The following is a 16,264-nucleotide window of genomic DNA, read 5'->3' as shown; positions in this document are numbered from 1 at the left end:
GTCGGTCATGGGGACGGCGGCACCGTGGCCGGCGGGGCCGTGGGCACCCGCAGCCGCCACGCGTCCGGCTCCACCCGCCAGGTCCGTCGACGGATCCGGCCGGGCGGGACGTCGCCGTCGACGCTGACGTGGAACGCGTCCTGCGGCCCCACCGCCTCGACGAGCACCTCCTGGCCGCGGGTCACGGTCACGTCGCGACGTCGGGTATGCCGTCCCTTGCGCAGGTCGCGGGCGAAGCTCGTGCGCGCGATGGCGGAGGTGCCCCGGGCGAGGACGACCTCCGCGAGGCCGTCGTCGGGACGGGCGGTCGGGGCCACGCGGGTCCCGCCGCCGACCGAGGAGCCCAGGGCGAGGGTCACCATGAGGACCGGCTCGGAGCCGTCGGCCACGGTCCGTCCGTCGACGACGACGACGCGCAGGTGCCAGCCGCGAGTGGTGAGCCCGGCCCGGAGGGCGCCGACGGCGTAGGCCGCCTTGCCCAGCACCCCCTTGACCTCGCCGGCGGAGGCGGTCGCCTCGGCGCCGACGCCGGCATGGACGGCGTTGACGACGACGCCGCCGGTGTCGTCGAGGAGCAGCCCGCGCGGCGCGGGACGACCCGTCGCCGCGACCGGGGCGGCGTCCTGCGGTTCCAGCGGGATCCCGGCCGAGCGGGCCAGGTCGTTGCCGGTGCCGGCGGGGACCAGCCCGACCGTGGCCGGCAGCAGCCGCTGGTCGTGCAGCTCCTGCAGCAGCCGGTGGACCGACCCGTCACCCCCGAGGACGACCACGTCGCGCGGGACGGGCTCGACGGCGGAGGCGACGGCCACGGCATCGGACCGGCGCCCTGGGACCAGAACCAGGCCGGGTAGAGCTCCTCGGACGCGGCGGCCCACAGCGGACCGGCGACCGGCGAGGGGTGCCCGGTGAGCATCACGCCGGGGCTCCACAGGGCGTCCTGGGGGTGTGCGCGCGGCAGGTCGTTCAGGGTGTCGGCCATGTCGGCGCACGACACGCCGGCCGTGGCGACGCCCTGGTGGACCATGATGCGAAGCCGGGGGTGACGCCTGCGTGCGTGACGAGGGTCCCGGGGCCGGGGGTGGGGACGTGGTGGGCGACCCTGACCAGGTCCTGCTCCCACCAGGAGCGGAGCAGGTCGGCGTGCTCGTCGTCGAGACGGTCCTGCGCCGGCCAGTCGAACGCGGGACCACCGGGGCGCAGGTACTGGGCCTCGTGGTTGCCGGTCAGCTGGTGCCACCGGCCGGGGCTGGCGTCCAGGAAGCGGGCGACCAAGGCGAGCACGCCCGGGCTGTCCGGGCCACGATGCACCAGGTCACCCAGCTGCACGACCTCCAGGTCCTCCGGCAGCGTCCCGGTGGCCGGGTCGGCGCCCAGGTCGGTCAGGGCGGCCTCCAGCTCGGCCAGGTGTCCGCCGACGTCGCCGATGATCGCGGTGCGGGTCACGACCAGCACCACGACAGCGTGGAGAAGTCCATGGACCGGGCGGCCTCCAGCAGCTCGGTCATGTGCTCCACGGCGCGCTCCGGGCCGGGGGCGGTGCATCGGTGAAGACGTACCGCCACGGGTCGGTCCCGGAGACGGCGTGCGGGTACAGGTAGGCGCTGCGGCCGGTCAGCTCGACGAACTCGGCGTCCATCGTGCGGAGCAGGCCGGCGGCGTCCTCGTCGGTGACGGCCGGGGTCAGGGTCGGTGCGCTCATGGCCCGGGGGTGTGGCGGCTCAGGAACCGGTCCGGCGGGTGTGCTCGGCGACCGGTTCGCACTCCCCCGTCGGCCAGACCACCCGGGCGACACCGGCACCGGCCAGGGTGCGCAGGCACGGCCCGCACGGCTCGTGGTTGACGTAGCAGGTGGTCCCCCGGGCGGCGCGGACCGCGTAGAGGACCGCGTTCACCTCGGCGTGCAGCGCCACGCACCGACCCGGGCCGGCGTCGTAGTCCGTCATCGGGGCCAGCTCCTGCGTGGTCAGCTTCCCGCGCGGGCAGCCGCCGTCCAGGCAGCCGGTCACGCCCGAGGGGGCGCCGTTGTAGCCGGTGCCGACGATACGGTGCTGCTCGTCGACGAGGACTGCACCCACCTTGCGGCGGGTGCAGTCGGCACGGGTGGCGACCGCCTCGGCGATCCCCATGAAGTACTCGTCCCAGCCGGGTCGCCGGTCCACCCGCGGCACGTAGGACGACGGGCCGGTCTGGACGAAGTCCGAGGCGACCCGCGCGGCGACCCACGCGGTCCGGTAGTCCCAGGACTCGTCGGCCAGGAGCTCGTCCACCTGCTCCCGGGTCAGGTGCAGCACCCGACCGAGGAAGGGGGCGATCTCCGGCTGCCGTTCGATCGCCTCCAGGACGGACCTGCGGACGTCGGCGAACCGGGACGGACGGGTCGAGGTGGGTGTCTGCGCGGTCATGCGTCAACCGGTGTGGCGGCACGGCGTTCCTGGGCCTCGCGCAGCCGGGCCTCGTCCTCGTCGCGGTAGGACTGCAGCAGGTCGCGCGTGCGGAAGTACCTCTCCTGCTGCTCCGGGGTGAGCGTGTCCACCACCTCGTCCGGGTCGACGTCGGTGCGGCCGGCCGAGCCGTAGACGCCGAGCACGAAGGCCCTCATGTCGTCGTCGGAGTGCATCTTCCCGCCGCTGTGGGCACCGACCAGGCCGCCGTTGTGCCCGCTGAACAGGGACTCGGCGCCCATCGACATCACCTCGTAGGCGTTGCCGGTGTAGACCTTGCCCATGTAGTGCTCGACGAAGTCGTCCCGGTAGCCCATCTCCTTGCGGCCCTTGTAGATCGGCTCCAGTCTCTCGTCGCCGGCCCGCCGCTCCAGGAACTCCCTCTCCATGAGGGTGATGCCGGGGACGGAGTACTCGAAGCGGTGCTGCCACTCGTGAACGGCGGTGGCGTAGGCGTTGGTCGTCGGGTCGGACGGGTCGAAGTCCGAGCCGACGACGTAGGACTTGATCTCGGCGACCTTCTCGGTGGAGACCGTCTCCATCCTGGTCCTCGGACGGCGCCACGCGGACTGTTCACCGTCCTCGGACACCCACCTCTCCCAGCCGCGACCGCGCGGGGCCGGCCCGTCACCGGGGTGGGTGTAGCGCGGGGCCACCTTGAACTCGTACACCGGCAGGACACGGCTGCCGTAGCTGGTCTCCTCGACCTGCTCGGCCACGTCGTAGTACGGGGTGTCGGCGAACCGTTCCCGCAGGCTGGCCTCCCTGTCGGGGGTGTCGACCGTCCAGTTGTCGCGCGACTGGACCTTCCTGCGGGTCCTCTCGTGGTGCCCGTCGGAGTAGTGGGCCCGGGACCGCTGCAGCTTGGCGACCATCGGGCCGCGGGCGGTGGACGCGGCGACCCAGTCGGCCGGGAAGTACTCCACGGGGGCGTCGAAGAGCACCCGGGCCTTCTTCGGGGTCTTGTCGTGCCAGGACGTCTCGATCCGTCGGAACCACTCCCGTGGTTCGAACATGTGTCTACTATGACACGGGCCACCGACACACCACCCCACCCCATCCACACCCACCACAAAACCCCAGGCCAGCACCCCGCCACGGCGCGCCGCGCCGCGCTCAGAGAAGAGCCAGTCTCAGAGAAGCACGGTGGCGAAGGTGCCAGTTCGTACGAAGCCCGCCCGTCGGTAGGTCGCCACGGCGGTGTTGAAGTCGTTGACGTAGAGGGTGATCGCCGGGGCGACGCGTGCCATGGTCTGCTGGACGACCGCCGCCATCGCAGGCGCCGCCAGGCCCTGCCCACGCCACCGAGGATGCACCCAGACGCCCTGCACCTGAGCCACACCGAGCGCCACGGACCCCAGGTCGGCCTTGAAGATCACCGCACCGGTGTGGTCGGTGCGCACGAAGGTGTGACCCTTCTCGATCAGTCCGAGGACCGAGCGGCGGTAGCCCGCCGACGAGCCCTGGTAGGGCGGGTAGCCGATCTCCTCGGTGAACATGGCCTCGGACGCCGGCACGACCCGGTCGACCTCGTCGGGACGGGCCAGGCGCACGTGCGGGTCCGCCGGGACCCCCAGCACATCCCCCGGTCGCACCGTCATCACCAGCTGTTCCGCGCGCACCTCCCGGGGTGCGCCCCAGGACGGCTCGAGACGCGCCCACAGATCCAGCACCTGGTCGACCGGCCCGAAGACCGAGCTCGCCCAGCGGCGCCGGCGGACGACCTTGTCGGCGAACGCCGCGAGGGACCGAGGCCCCGCGTGGACCGGCACGACGTTGGCCGAGCACCAGCACAGCGCCCCCTCCCCCTCCAGGTCGTGACCGAACAGCGGCCCCCGGTCGCCCCGCAGCTGGGTCTCGATGATGCGGGCGGCGACGAAGACGTTCATGACCGGGTCCTCGGCGCACACCTCCAGCGCCCTGTCGACCTCCGACGGTCCCAGGGCCCGGGCAGCACGTCGGCTTCGCAGCACGGGCCCATGCTGCCACCCGGCCTCTGTGGGAGCGGGACCGGTATCGCTGCGGCGACCCCGCGATACAGTGGCAGGACCGCCGAGCGCACAGGAGGGACCGCCGTGAGACCACTGCCCCTGACCCCAGAAGGTCGCGACCAGGCGCTTGAGCGTCTGCGCGCCAGCACCGAGCCCGGCCGTGAGCTGGACGTCCTGGTGATCGGTGGTGGGGTCACCGGTGCCGGCGCGGCCCTCGACGCCGTCACGCGCGGACTGGACACCGCACTGGTGGAGGCCCAGGACTGGGCCTCCGGCACCTCGTCCTGGTCCACCAAGCTCGTCCACGGCGGCCTGCGTTACCTGCAGATGCTCGACTTCAAGCTCGTGCACGAGGCCCTCACCGAGCGTGGCCTCCTGCTGACCCGGCTGGCACCCCACCTGGTCAAGCCGATGGCCTTCCTCATCCCCCTGGAGCACCGGGTCTGGCAACGGGCCTACTACGGGGCGGGGGTGACGCTCTATGACGTGCTTGCCAACGCCATGCCGGGACGCCGGGCGCTGCCGATCCATCAGCACACCAGCCGGGCGGGTCTGAAGAAGCAGTTCCCCCAGCTGCGCCACGAGACCGCCATCGGCGCGGTGAAGTACTGGGACGCCACCGTCGACGACGCACGGCTGGTCGGAACTCTGGTGCGCACCGCCGTCAGCTATGGCGCCCACGCGACTTCCCGCACCCAGGTGGTCGACCTGGCCCGGGAGGGAGACAGGGTGGTGGGCGCCCGGTTGCGCGACCTCGAGACCGGGACGGACCTGGAGGTCCGCGCGCGGCACGTCATCAACTGCACCGGCGTGTGGACCGAGGACGTCGAGCAGCTGAGCGGCACCGAGGGCGGGCTGCAGGTGCTGGCCTCCAAGGGCATCCACCTGGTCATCCCCCGGGACCGGATCGACGGGGACTCCGGGCTGTTCCTGCAGACCGAGAAGTCCGTGCTCTTCTTCATCCCGTGGTCCCGCTACTGGATCCTCGGGACCACCGACACCGCCTGGGACCTGGACCCGCGTTACCCCGTCCCGACGTCCCAGGACATCGACTACGTCCTCGAGCACGCCAACGAGGTGCTCACCACCACGCTGACCCGCGAGGACGTCGTGGGAGCGTATGCCGGCCTGCGGCCGCTGCTGCAGCCCGGCACCAAGGAGGGCACCGACTCGGCCAAGGTGAGCCGCGAGCACACCGTGGCCAGCCCGGCCGCCGGGTTGACCACCATCGGCGGTGGCAAGCTCACGACCTACCGCGTGATGGCCAAGGACGCCGTCGACTTCGCGCTGGGTGAGGACGAGGCAGGGCGCCGTCCGTCCGTCACGCACGAGATCCCGCTGCTGGGCGCGGTCGGCGAGCAGGTCGCCCGCCAGCGTATGCGCGGGTGGCGCGCCGAGCACGGGTGGACCGAGCAGCTGGCGGACCACCTGCTGCACCGCTACGGCTCCCTCATGGACGAGCTGCTCGAGCTCATCGCCGAGGACCCGTCCTTGGCGCAGCCGCTCGCCGCGGCGCCGACCTACCTGCGTGCCGAGATCGCCTACGCCTGCACGCACGAGGGTGCGCTGCACCTCGACGACCTGCTCTACCGGCGCACCCGGCTGGTCTACGAGATCCCGCGACGTGGTCTGGACGCGGCCGAGGAGATCGCCGGGATCGCAGCCCCCCTGCTCGGCTGGGACGAGGAGCGGACCCGCAGCGAGGTGGCGGCCTACCGCCGCCTCGCCGAGGCCGAGCTGGCGGCCATGGACCAGCCGACGGACGAGGAGGCGGCCCGTCTGCGCAGCGAGGCAGGGGGGCTGGTCGAGATGCTCGATCTCACCCAGCAGGGGTGACGACGACGGCTCCGCCGACGCGCCGCACGGGGTGACGCGAGGTCAGTTCCGCGCTAGGTTACCCGCCACGGCGGGCACGACGTCGTGCCCGCACTCACGATCCGAAAGGAACCCGCATGGGCGACATCTTTCTCTACGAGATCCTGGGCACGGCGATGCTGCTGCTCCTAGGTGCCGGAGTGGTGGCCAACGCCATCCTTCCGGCCACCAAGGGCAACGGGGGCGGGTGGCTGCTGATCAACTTCGGCTGGGGTCTCGGTGTGTTCGCCGGTGTCTACGCGGCCTACAAGACCGGCGCACACATCAACCCGGCCGTCACCCTGGGCCTGTTCGTCTCCGGCGCGGAGGAGTTCGCGCCCGGGATCGAGGCCTCGTTCGGCAACCTGATCGCCTACTGGGTGGCCCAGCTCATCGGCGCCTTCCTGGGCGCCGTGCTCGCCTGGGCGGCCTACAAGAAGCACTTCGACCTGGACGCCGACCCGGCGCTCAAGCTGGGGGTGTTCTCCACCGGCCCTGAGGTCCGCTCCTACGGCTGGAACACCCTGACCGAGGTGATCGGCACCTTCGTCCTCGTCTTCATCGTCCTCATGTTCGGCAACACACCCTCCGAGCTGGGCCCGCTCGCCGTGGCCATGCTCGTCGTCGGCATCGGTGCCAGCCTGGGTGGCCCCACCGGCTATGCCATCAACCCGGCTCGTGACCTGGGGCCGCGCATCGCGCACGCGGTGCTGCCCATCCCGGGCAAGGGCTCCAGCGACTGGGCCTACTCCTGGGTCCCCGTCGTCGGCCCGCTCCTGGGCGCCGTCCTCGCCGCGCTGCTCTTCGCGGCCATCTCCTGACCGCCCCGTCCCACCGCAACGAAAGGAACAGCATCGTGGCTGACTACATCCTCGCGATCGACCAGGGCACGACCAGCACCCGTGCCATCGTCTTCACCCACGGCGGAGAGATCCACACCGTGGGGCAGAAGGAGCACGAGCAGATCTTCCCCAAGGCAGGCTGGGTCGAGCACGACCCCGCCGAGATCTGGGACAACACCCGGGAGGTCATCGGCACCGCCCTCGGGAAGGCCAACATCAGCAACAGCCAGCTGGCCGCCATCGGCATCACCAACCAACGTGAGACCGCGGTGGTGTGGGACAAGAACACCGGCGAGCCCGTCTACAACGCCATCGTCTGGCAGGACACCCGCACCTCCAAGATCATCACCGAGCTGGCCGGCGGGGACCTGGAGGAGGGCGCCGACCGCTTCAAGGACATCTGCGGACTGCCGCTGGCGACCTACTTCTCCGGCCCCAAGGTCAAGTGGATCCTCGACAACGTCGAGGGAGCGCGGGAGAAGGCCGAGGCCGGCGACCTGCTCTTCGGCACGACCGACTCCTGGGTGGTGTGGAATCTCACCGGCGGGACCGAGGGCGGGGTGCACATCACGGACGTCACCAACGCCTCCCGCACCATGCTGATGGACCTGAAGACCCTGTCCTGGTCGGAGGAGGTGGCGGAGGCGATGGGCATCCCGATGTCCATGCTGCCGGAGATCCGCAGCTGCTCCGAGGTCTACGGAGAGAGCACGAAGCTCGGGGTCCCGATCGCCGGCATCCTCGGTGACCAGCAGGCCGCCACCTTCGGCCAGGCGTGCTTCGAGAAGGGCATGTCGAAGAACACCTACGGCACGGGCAACTTCATGCTGCTCAACACCGGCACCGAGATCGTGCGCAGCGAGAACGGTCTGCTCACGACGCTCTGCTACAAGATCGGCGAGGAGGAGGCCGTCTACGCCCTCGAGGGCTCCATCGCGGTCACCGGGTCGCTCGTGCAGTGGCTGCGCGACAACATCGGCCTGATCCAGGACGCGCCGGAGATCGAGGACCTGGCGACCCAGGTCGACGACAACGGCGGCTGCTACATCGTGCCCGCCTTCTCGGGGCTGTTCGCGCCGTACTGGAAGGACGACGCCCGGGGCGCGATCGTCGGCCTCACCCGCTACGTCAACAAGCACCACATCGCCCGGGCCGCCCTGGAGTCCACGGCCTACCAGACCCGCGAGGTCCTGGACGCGATGAACGCCGACTCGGGCGTCGACCTGCCCGAGCTGCGCGTGGACGGCGGGATGGTGGCCAACGAGACCCTCATGCAGTTCCAGGCCGACATCCTGGGCGTGGATGTCGTGCGGCCCAAGGTGGCCGAGACCACCGCGCTCGGCGCCGCCTACGCCGCCGGCATCGCCGTGGGCTTCTGGGAGGGGGTCCAGGACGTCGTCGACAACTGGGAGGAGGGCCAGCGGTGGAGCCCGCAGATGGGCGAGGAGGAGCGCGAGCGCCTCTACCGGCAGTGGAAGAAGGCGGTCACCCGCACCTTCGACTGGGTCGACGAGGACGCCGAGCGCGCCGAGGAGGCGGTCGAGGAGGCCGAGGGCGAGGCGCAGGACGGCTGAGGCCTGCTCCCCCGGCCCCCGGGGGCGGCGACCGGACCGGTCGCCGCCCCCGACGCATACCCCCGGAAAAGGTTGCGATATGGTCACTTTTGGCCAAGGTCCCCCACCAGCGGGCCTCGGGGCTCTACCTTCGCCGCGCTCAGCGCAGCCACCCTCGTCCTGACCCTGTCCGCCTGTGGCTCGGAGGACGGTTCCGGCGGCGACGCCGGTTCCGGCGGCGAGGACACCGCGGCGGCCGCCGACCTCGACCTCGTCACCGACGGCAGCCTCACGGTCTGCTCGCGGCATACTCCTCGTCCGAGGCCGGGGCCCGCACCTCCACGTGCGCACCGCCTGCGGCCGTCGTCAGGGCACGCCGCACGCGGTCGACCTGCTCGCGCCCCTCGGCGTCGTGGGAGGGCTTGGCCAGCACGAGGAGCGGTCGGGGCCGGTCCGGGTGGTGGTCCGGACGGGGGTCGGGGAGGTCGTCGGCGGGCAGGGCTCCTCCTTCGTCGCTCCCAGGGTAGGCCCCATGCCGCGACGGACCGTCGCTGTCCGGAGGAGGCCCTGCGACCGCTACAATGGTCCCAGCGCCCCGCACCGTCTCGCCTCGGGGCGCTTGATCTGTGCGCGGCCCCGGGCCGCCCTCAAGGTCGCGCCGCCCCACCGGAGCCTGCGCGCCGGGTGAGACACCGCATACGTCTCGAAAGACTCCTCTGTGACCTCCAGCTTCGCCGACCTCGGCGTGCCCGCCTCCCTGTCCTCCCTCCTGGCCGAGCGCGGCATCACCGTGCCCACTCCCATCCAGGCCGCCACCCTGCCCGACTCCCTCGCCGGCCGGGACGTCCTGGGCCGGGGCCGCACCGGCTCCGGCAAGACCTACGCCTTCCTGCTGCCGCTGGTGACCCGGCTGACCGCCGGCGAGGCCGCGCGCCGTTCCTCCGTCCGGGGCCGCGCGCCCCGGGCCCTCATCCTGGCGCCGACCCGTGAGCTGGTCCGGCAGATCGACGAGGCGCTGGCGCCGCTCGCCCGGTCCGCGGGCCTGTCCACGCTGACGATCTTCGGCGGCGTCGGCCAGAACCCGCAGGTGCGGGCGCTGCAGGCAGGGGTCGACGTGCTCGTGGCCACCCCCGGGCGGCTCGAGGACCTCATCGGTCAGCGCCACGCCGACCTCGGCTCGGTCGAGATCACCGTCCTCGACGAGGCCGACCACATGTCCGACCTGGGCTTCCTGCCGGCTGTCAAGCGTCTTCTCGACCGGACGCCGCGGCAGGGACAGCGGATGCTGTTCTCGGCCACGCTGGACGCCGGGATCGACGTTCTCGTCAAGCGATACCTGGACCGTCCGGTGACCCACCACGCCGACTCGGCCCAGTCGCCGGTGTCCTCCATGGCCCACCACGTGCTGCACATCGACGCCGGCCACCGCCTCCCGGTGCTCACGGACCTGGCGTCCGCGCCGGGCCGGGTCGTGATGTTCACCCGCACCAAGCACGGTGCCAAGAAGCTGGCCAAGCAGCTCAACGGGGCGGGCGTCCCGACCGTCGAGCTGCACGGCAACCTCGGCCAGAACGCCCGCGTGCGCAACCTCGACGCCTTCCAGACGGGCGCCGCCACCACCCTGGTCGCCACCGACATCGCGGCCCGCGGCATCCACGTCGACGACGTGGCCCTCGTCGTGCACGCCGACCCGCCGGTCGAGCACAAGGCCTACCTGCACCGCTCGGGCCGCACGGCCCGGGCCGGCGCCTCGGGCACGGTCGTGACGATCATGACCGACGACCAGGTCCGCGACGTCCGCTCGCTGACCCGCGCCGCCGGCATCCGGCCGACCATCACCAAGGCCCACCCCGAGCACCCCGTGCTCGTGGAGCTGGCCCCCGGCGAGCGCACCCTCGTCCCCGGCGGTCTGCAGCTGGCCACGCCGGAGCAGCCCGGTGGCCAGGGGCAGGGTCGTGGCCGTGGCAACGGCGGCGGTCGCGCCAACGGCGGCGGTCGCGGCAACGGTGGCGGTGGACGTCGCACCGGCGGCTCCGGCCGTGGCAGCGGTGGCGCCGGTCGGTCGGCTGGCGGCGGTCGCTCGGGCGGTGGTTCCGGTCGCTCGGGCGGCGCGGGTCGCTCGCGGAGCGGCGCCGGCAGCGGCTCGGCCGTCGCGTTCTCCACCTCCAGCGGCGGAGGTCGTTCCGGCCGTCGCTGACGGCCCGGCTGTCCTACCGTCGGTGGGGTGAGCACCCACCGCATCCGGATCGGCATCTCCGGCTGGCGCTACGCGCCCTGGGCGCGGTGTCTTCTACCCGCCAGGGCTGCCGCAGCGGCGCGAGCTGGAGTATGCCTCCCGCTGCCTGGACACCGTCGAGATCAACGGGTCGTTCTACTCGCTGCAGCGGCCCAGCAGCTACCGGGCGTGGGCGGAGCAGACGCCGGACGACACCGTGCTGTCGGTCAAGGGCAGCCGGTTCATCACGCACATGAAGAAGCTGCGCGACGTCGACACGGCGCTGGCCAACTTCTTCGCGTCCGGGCCGTTGGCGCTGGAGCACCGGCTCGGCCCCTTCCTGTGGCAGCTGGCCCCGCGGTTCCGGTACGACCACGAGCGGCTGGACGACTTCCTCGGGCGCCTGCCGCGCACGGCATACCAGGCCTCGGTCCTGGCCGCGGGGCACGACGACCGCCTGCGCGAGCCGGCGTGGACCGACCCCGGTCCGGACCCGGACCGACCCCTGCGGCACGTGCTCGAGGTGCGGCACCCCACCTTCGCCGACAACGTCGAGCTGCTCGACTTGCTCCGCCGGCACGAGGTCGGGATCGTCGTCGCCGACGCCGCGGGGCTGTGGCCCTACTACGACGTGGTGACCGCCCCGGTCGTCTACGTGCGTCTGCACGGGGACACCGAGCTCTACACGAGCGGGTACGGCGAGGAGGCCCTGGGCGTGTGGGCCGAGCGGATTCGGGGCTGGGCGGAGCAGGCGGAGGTGTTCGTCTACTTCGACAACGACGTCAAGGTGCACGCCCCGCACGACGCCATGCGGTTGGCCGACCTGCTGGGGGTGACGGCGTCGACACGTCGGCCCGGGGAGAGGGGTCCGCGCGGTTGGGGCGGGTGAGCGGCCGGCGGGCCTACAGTGCTGCCAGCGCACCGCATACCCGAGAGGACCACGCATGCCGCAGCTGCCGGGCAGCCCCCTGGAGATCTTCCCCCTGAACCTGGGCGGGAACGCCTTCGGCTGGACCGCCGACGAGGCGACCTCGCACGCGGTGCTCGACCGCTTCGTCGAGGCGGGCGGCACCTTCGTGGACACCGCCGACTCGTACGCCGCCTGGCTGGACGGGCGCGGCGGGCAGTCGGAGACGATCATCGGCTCGTGGCTGGCGGCGCGGGGGCGGCGCGACGACGTGCTCGTGGCGACCAAGGTGGCCCGCAAGCCCGGCCGTGAGGGGTTGTCACGGGCGAACGTGCTGGCGGCGGTCGACGAGTCGCTCGAGCGGCTGCAGACCGACCACGTCGACCTCTACTACGCGCACTTCGACGACGAGGACGTGCCCGTGGGCGAGCAGGTCGCGGCCTTCGACGAGGTCGTGCGGTCGGGCAGGGCCCGTGCGGTGGGTCTGTCGAACTTCTCCCCCGAGCGGATGCGTGAGTGGTTCGCGACGGCGCACCGGGAGGGTGCCGCGGTGCCGGTGGCGGTCCAGCCCCGGTGGTCGCTGGTGTCGCGGCAGACGTACGAGCAGGACTACGCCCCGATCGTGGCCGCCGAGCAGGTCATGGTGTTCCCCTACCCGGCGCTGGCCTCGGGCTTCCTCACCGGCAAGTACCGCGGCGAGGCCGACTTCGAGGGGGCGGCCCGGGGCGGGGCCGCCCGGCGATACTTCGAGGCGGGTGGACTTCGGGTGGTGGACGTGCTGGTGGACGTCGCCGGTCGGCACGGGGTGGAGCCCGCGACGGTCGCCCTGGCCTGGCTGCTGGCCAAGGGTGCGACGGCTCCGATCGCGTCCGTCTCCCGACCCGAGCAGCTCGAGCCGCTGCTGGCGGCAGCCAGCACGACGTTGACCGACGAGGACGTGCGTCGCCTGGACGAGGCGTCGGAGGGGTTCTGAGCGCCGGTTCCGCCCCGACCGGCCTGCCTGTCCTGGGCGAGGCCCCGGGCGACGGTGCCAGGGACTGGGTCGTCGACGTGGCCCGGACGGGGTCGATGGTGGTCGTCGTCGTCCTGCACTGGCTGTTCCTCAGGGTGACCGTCGTCGAGGGCACGATGCGGTCCGAGCCGGCGCTGGCGGGGCCGGTCGTCGCGCTGCTGACCTGGGTGCTCATGGTGCTGCCCCTGTTCTTCGTGGCCGCCGGCTTCGCGGGGACACGGGTCGTCGACCGGTTGCAGGGCGCCGCGGGGTGGAGCTACACCGACTACCTCGCCCCTCGGCTGCTGCGCCTCGTCAGCCCCGTCCTCGCCCTGGTCGTGGTCTCCCTGGCGGTGGTCGTGGTCGTGACGATCTCCTCGCCGGGGACAGGGGCGCGGCTGACGGCGGTGACCGGGAACCACCTGTGGTTCATGGCGGTGTACCTGCTGTGCGTCGTCGTGGGGCCCTCGGCTGTGCGCGTGCACGACCTGGCCGGGTGGTGGGTCCTTCCCGCCGTGCTCCTCGGCGGGTCGCTGCTGGTGGATCTCGCGTGGTTCTCCGGGAGCCTGGGCTACGAGCAGGCGCGCTGGCCCAACCTGGTGCTGGTGTGGCTCTTCTGCCACCAGCTCGGCGTGCTGCACGCCCGGGGGACGGTGCAGCGCCTCCCGACGCCCGTCCCTGTGGTCGTCCTCCTGCTGGCGGTGCTGACCCTGGTGGTCATGGTGCAGCTCGGGCCCTACGCCGCGACCAACGTCGGCATGGCCGACCGGCCCGTGTCCAACCTCACCCCACCCAACTCGGCCCTCTCGGTGGTGGGCGTCGCGCAGCTCGCCGTGCTGACCCTCGTCGGCCGGGCCGTGGGGACACGTCCGCCCCGGCCGTGGGTGGGCACGGCGACGCGGTGGCTCGGGCCCCGGCTGCTGCTCGTCTACCTGTGGCACGTGCCCGCCCTCGGTGCGGTGACCTTCGTCGGACTGATCGCACCGGACGTCCTGCTCCCTGCCGGCACCGGGGCCTGGCTGGCCCTCCGGCCGTTCTACCTCGTCCTGGCCGTCCTGCTCATGGGGCTGGTGCTGGTCCCGGTGATCGCCTGGGAACGCACGGTCCGCTCGTGGAAGGTGTCGACGTCGCGGCCCGCCGTCCTCACGGCCACCGTGCTGGGGATCGCGGGCACGGCGATCGCCTGGCACGCCGGGATCGGACCGCGTCCGGTTCCGCTCGTCGGGGTGGCCTGCCTGCTCGTCGCCATGATCCTGCTGGTGCAGCGCACGACCACGGACAATGACCGGGCATCTGACGGCTACGGCGACCCTGCAGCCGTCTCGTGAGCTGAACCGCGACGGCATCGTCAGAAGGGCGGCGGCTCACCGGGGCCGGGCCGGGTATCCCAGCTGGTGTCCCCTTGCTTCGCTCTACCGGCGGTGCCGTCCGCGGTGCACGGTGCGACGGTGACATCCCCCGAGGTGGAGGGCAGTCCGAGCAGCTGTTCGGGGGTCGGGCCCTTGAGGTCGGCGCGGCGGCCTTCGCGGGCCAGGGCCAGCCGGGGGTCGATGCTGGCCCAGCCGGCCAGGCGCAGGTCGTAGGCCTCGGCGTCGACGATGTCGTCGGTGGCCCGGGCCGGGGCACCGGAGTGGCGGTGGACGATCGCGGCGTAGAGCAGCTGGTTGGCCAGGTCGGCCCGGTCGCCGCGCTGGTCGACCCGGTCGGCCGGGTCGGCCTGGCCCTGGGCGTTCGCGTGGGGACCGGGGGCAAGGGTGTCGAGGCGGGCCAGGTACTGGCGGTAGTCGTGCCCCCGGGTCGTCAGACCTGCCTCAGCAGGGTGGTCCAGGTCAGGTCGCGGCGCTGGTTCATCACCGAGGACCACAGCCGGGCGGTCTTGACCGCGTGGAAGAAGACACCCTTGCCGTTGAGATTGGTCTCGGCCGTCGGCCCGCCGTCCTGGTACTCGTGCTCGTGATCGATCTGCCACCGCGGGGGCGGGGTCCGCTCCCCCGGACCACGCCCGTACACATCCGCCGCCACGATCTGGCGGCGCATGTCCGCGTCGGGACGGTAGGAGGCGATCGTCCGCTCGATGCACCGCCCGTCGGCCGGGTCCACCAGGATCCGGTGCATCGTGGTCCCCGGAGCCAGCGCCAGGTCCCGCGCCTGCCCGGGGGTCAGGAACGCAGGGTGCAGCCCCAACAGCTCGGCCACCGTGCCCGACCAGGCCACCCCCGGCAACGGAGCCTGCCCCACCACCGGCCCGCCCTGTGGGACGGCCGCAGGTGCCGACGCGTCCAGCGAGAGCGGCGCGTCCAGTGAGGGCGGCGCGTCCGTCGACAGCGGAGAGTGCGGCGCGTCCGGCGAGGGCGGCGAGGCTCCTGGCGGGGTCGGCGGCCCTGCCGAGGGCAACCGGGCAGACTGGTCCCCGCATCTGCGGGCCAGCCAGTCCGGCAGCGGAGGCCAGCCAGGGTCGGCCAGGGTGAACGGCCCGAGCCCGGTGCGACCATCACCGGCTTCGTCACGGGTGCCGACGAGACCACTGAGGCCGTGCGGATGCTCCAGGCCCGGGCGGCCCGTGCTGCGGCCGGTGTGCGCGCACCGGGGGCAGGCCACCGTGCCGGTCAGGCAGTCCCAGGGGACGACCACCTGCAGGTTCACCGGTGGGGTCGCCGTCGTGACGGCGGCCAGGCCGTCCAGGTCCTGCGGCGTGACCAGCTCGTCGACGACCTCGGGAACCTCCACGGTGCCGTGCAGCAGCAGGCTGGCGCACAGGTCCGAACGCAGCTGCGCCAGCGACCGCTCCTCCCCAGCCCCCCGCAACGCCCGGGCCATCCGGTCCACCCGGGCGAACACCCCCACCCCCGAGATCAACGCAGTCCGCACGCCCAGCGTCGCCGTCCCGTCGTCGTGCACCCGCAGCCACGCGTCCCGCGCCGCGACCGCCTCGTCGCGGGCGGCCCTGGCCGACCGCTCGTCCTTGCCCTTGGCACGGACCACCTCACGGTCGAGCGCGGCGTAGAACTCCTTGACCGCCCATGCCCGTCCGTGCAGCTGCCCGTCCGGGTCCAGCCGCTCCGGCGCGGCGCACGTCACGTCGCTGCCGAAGAGCACCGCCGCGATCGTGGTGACGTCCTCCACCGGCAACGACCCTGCCTTGGTCCAGAACCGGCGCACGAGATGCCAGGGGACCTCACCACGGCGCAACGCCTCCAGCACCGGGGCACCGATCCCGTCCGGCGCACAGGCCACCGCCACCATGTCCCGAGCCTCTCCGCGGCCCAGGCCCAGGGCCACCTCCAGCTCGGCGGCCACCAGGGACTTCACCCGTGCCCGCCACTTCCCCCAGGCCGTGGCCGACAACCCCGCCGCGTCCTGGATCCCCTTCTCTGTGGTTCCCCCCAGATCGTGGAGGGTTTCGGGCTACGCGGCGTCCGGGACGGACGCTGCGGTGGACTGCTCGTAGTTGACGGGTGACATCATGCCAG

At 72.6% G+C, this 16,264-nt stretch carries 16 protein-coding genes; 7 read left to right on the top strand and 9 right to left on the bottom strand.

The window, feature by feature from the left end:
- Positions 1-5 precede the first annotated feature (5 nt).
- From BJF81_RS11895 to BJF81_RS11870, 6 genes are all read right to left on the bottom strand, one after another.
- Positions 6-809 carry a diacylglycerol/lipid kinase family protein gene (locus tag BJF81_RS11895; protein ID WP_158068677.1) on the bottom strand — a complete coding sequence of 268 codons (804 nt, stop codon included), beginning with the start codon at positions 807-809 and terminating at the stop codon, positions 6-8.
- Positions 810-963: 154 nt separating this feature from the next.
- The gene (locus BJF81_RS11890; protein ID WP_202817482.1) at positions 964-1,452 is read right to left on the bottom strand and encodes a metallophosphoesterase; all 489 of its coding nucleotides are present in this window, start codon (positions 1,450-1,452) and stop codon (positions 964-966) included.
- A gap of 49 nt (positions 1,453-1,501) precedes the next feature.
- Positions 1,502-1,699 carry a hypothetical protein gene (locus BJF81_RS11885; RefSeq protein ID WP_075958524.1) on the bottom strand — a complete coding sequence of 66 codons (198 nt, stop codon included), beginning with the start codon at positions 1,697-1,699 and terminating at the stop codon, positions 1,502-1,504.
- 19 nt (positions 1,700-1,718) lie between these two features.
- Positions 1,719-2,402 carry a deoxycytidylate deaminase gene (locus BJF81_RS19765; protein ID WP_237770219.1) on the bottom strand — a complete coding sequence of 228 codons (684 nt, stop codon included), beginning with the start codon at positions 2,400-2,402 and terminating at the stop codon, positions 1,719-1,721.
- Complete coding sequence (locus BJF81_RS11875; RefSeq protein ID WP_075958523.1) at positions 2,399-3,457, bottom strand: hypothetical protein; 1,059 nt, start codon at positions 3,455-3,457, stop codon at positions 2,399-2,401. Before BJF81_RS11875 ends, BJF81_RS19765 begins: the two co-directional genes overlap by 4 nt.
- 117 nt (positions 3,458-3,574) lie before the next feature.
- Complete coding sequence (locus BJF81_RS11870; protein ID WP_075958522.1) at positions 3,575-4,414, bottom strand: GNAT family N-acetyltransferase; 840 nt, start codon at positions 4,412-4,414, stop codon at positions 3,575-3,577.
- A gap of 102 nt (positions 4,415-4,516) precedes the next feature.
- On the opposite strand from BJF81_RS11870, the gene BJF81_RS11865 reads away from it, so the two are divergent.
- From BJF81_RS11865 to glpK, 3 genes are all read left to right on the top strand, one after another.
- Positions 4,517-6,268, top strand: coding sequence for a glycerol-3-phosphate dehydrogenase/oxidase (locus tag BJF81_RS11865; RefSeq protein WP_075958521.1), 1,752 nt, complete (start codon positions 4,517-4,519; stop codon positions 6,266-6,268).
- 116 nt (positions 6,269-6,384) lie between these two features.
- Positions 6,385-7,107 (top strand): MIP/aquaporin family protein, encoded by a 723-nt coding sequence (locus BJF81_RS11860; RefSeq protein ID WP_075958520.1) that lies wholly within the window; start codon positions 6,385-6,387, stop codon positions 7,105-7,107.
- A gap of 35 nt (positions 7,108-7,142) precedes the next feature.
- On the top strand, positions 7,143-8,702 hold the full coding sequence (gene glpK / locus BJF81_RS11855) for a glycerol kinase GlpK (protein ID WP_075958519.1): 1,560 nt from the start codon (positions 7,143-7,145) through the stop codon (positions 8,700-8,702).
- A gap of 268 nt (positions 8,703-8,970) precedes the next feature.
- On the opposite strand, the gene BJF81_RS18075 is transcribed toward glpK, so the two are convergent.
- On the bottom strand, positions 8,971-9,114 hold the full coding sequence (locus BJF81_RS18075; protein ID WP_158068676.1) for a hypothetical protein: 144 nt from the start codon (positions 9,112-9,114) through the stop codon (positions 8,971-8,973).
- Between the two features lie 285 nt (positions 9,115-9,399).
- Here BJF81_RS18075 and BJF81_RS11850 point away from each other — a divergent pair, with 285 nt between their 5' ends.
- From BJF81_RS11850 to BJF81_RS11835, 4 genes are all read left to right on the top strand, one after another.
- The gene (locus BJF81_RS11850; protein WP_075958518.1) at positions 9,400-10,878 is read left to right on the top strand and encodes a DEAD/DEAH box helicase; all 1,479 of its coding nucleotides are present in this window, start codon (positions 9,400-9,402) and stop codon (positions 10,876-10,878) included.
- Positions 10,879-10,984: 106 nt separating this feature from the next.
- A complete protein-coding gene (locus tag BJF81_RS11845) occupies positions 10,985-11,785 on the top strand; it encodes a DUF72 domain-containing protein (protein ID WP_075958517.1) in 801 nt (266 codons plus the stop codon).
- A 55-nt stretch (positions 11,786-11,840) separates the two neighbouring features.
- Positions 11,841-12,776 carry an aldo/keto reductase gene (locus BJF81_RS11840; RefSeq protein ID WP_075958516.1) on the top strand — a complete coding sequence of 312 codons (936 nt, stop codon included), beginning with the start codon at positions 11,841-11,843 and terminating at the stop codon, positions 12,774-12,776.
- Between the two features lie 77 nt (positions 12,777-12,853).
- Positions 12,854-14,122 carry an acyltransferase family protein gene (locus BJF81_RS11835; protein WP_075958515.1) on the top strand — a complete coding sequence of 423 codons (1,269 nt, stop codon included), beginning with the start codon at positions 12,854-12,856 and terminating at the stop codon, positions 14,120-14,122.
- 20 nt (positions 14,123-14,142) lie between these two features.
- Here BJF81_RS11835 and BJF81_RS17605 read toward each other — a convergent pair whose 3' ends face one another.
- Positions 14,143-14,658: a hypothetical protein gene (locus BJF81_RS17605; protein WP_143780821.1), complete on the bottom strand. Its 516-nt coding sequence runs from the start codon at positions 14,656-14,658 to the stop codon at positions 14,143-14,145.
- Positions 14,595-16,103, bottom strand: coding sequence for an HNH endonuclease signature motif containing protein (locus tag BJF81_RS11830; RefSeq protein ID WP_143780820.1), 1,509 nt, complete (start codon positions 16,101-16,103; stop codon positions 14,595-14,597). The genes BJF81_RS17605 and BJF81_RS11830 overlap by 64 nt, the downstream gene beginning before the upstream one ends.
- Between the last annotated feature and the right edge of the window lie 161 nt (positions 16,104-16,264).

Source organism: Ornithinimicrobium sp. CNJ-824, assembly GCF_001942405.1.
Taxonomy (GTDB): Bacteria; Actinomycetota; Actinomycetes; order Actinomycetales; family Dermatophilaceae; genus Ornithinicoccus; species Ornithinicoccus kibberensis.
Note: the sequence above shows the minus strand (reverse complement) of the source record. Positions and strands in the feature narration are given on the sequence as shown.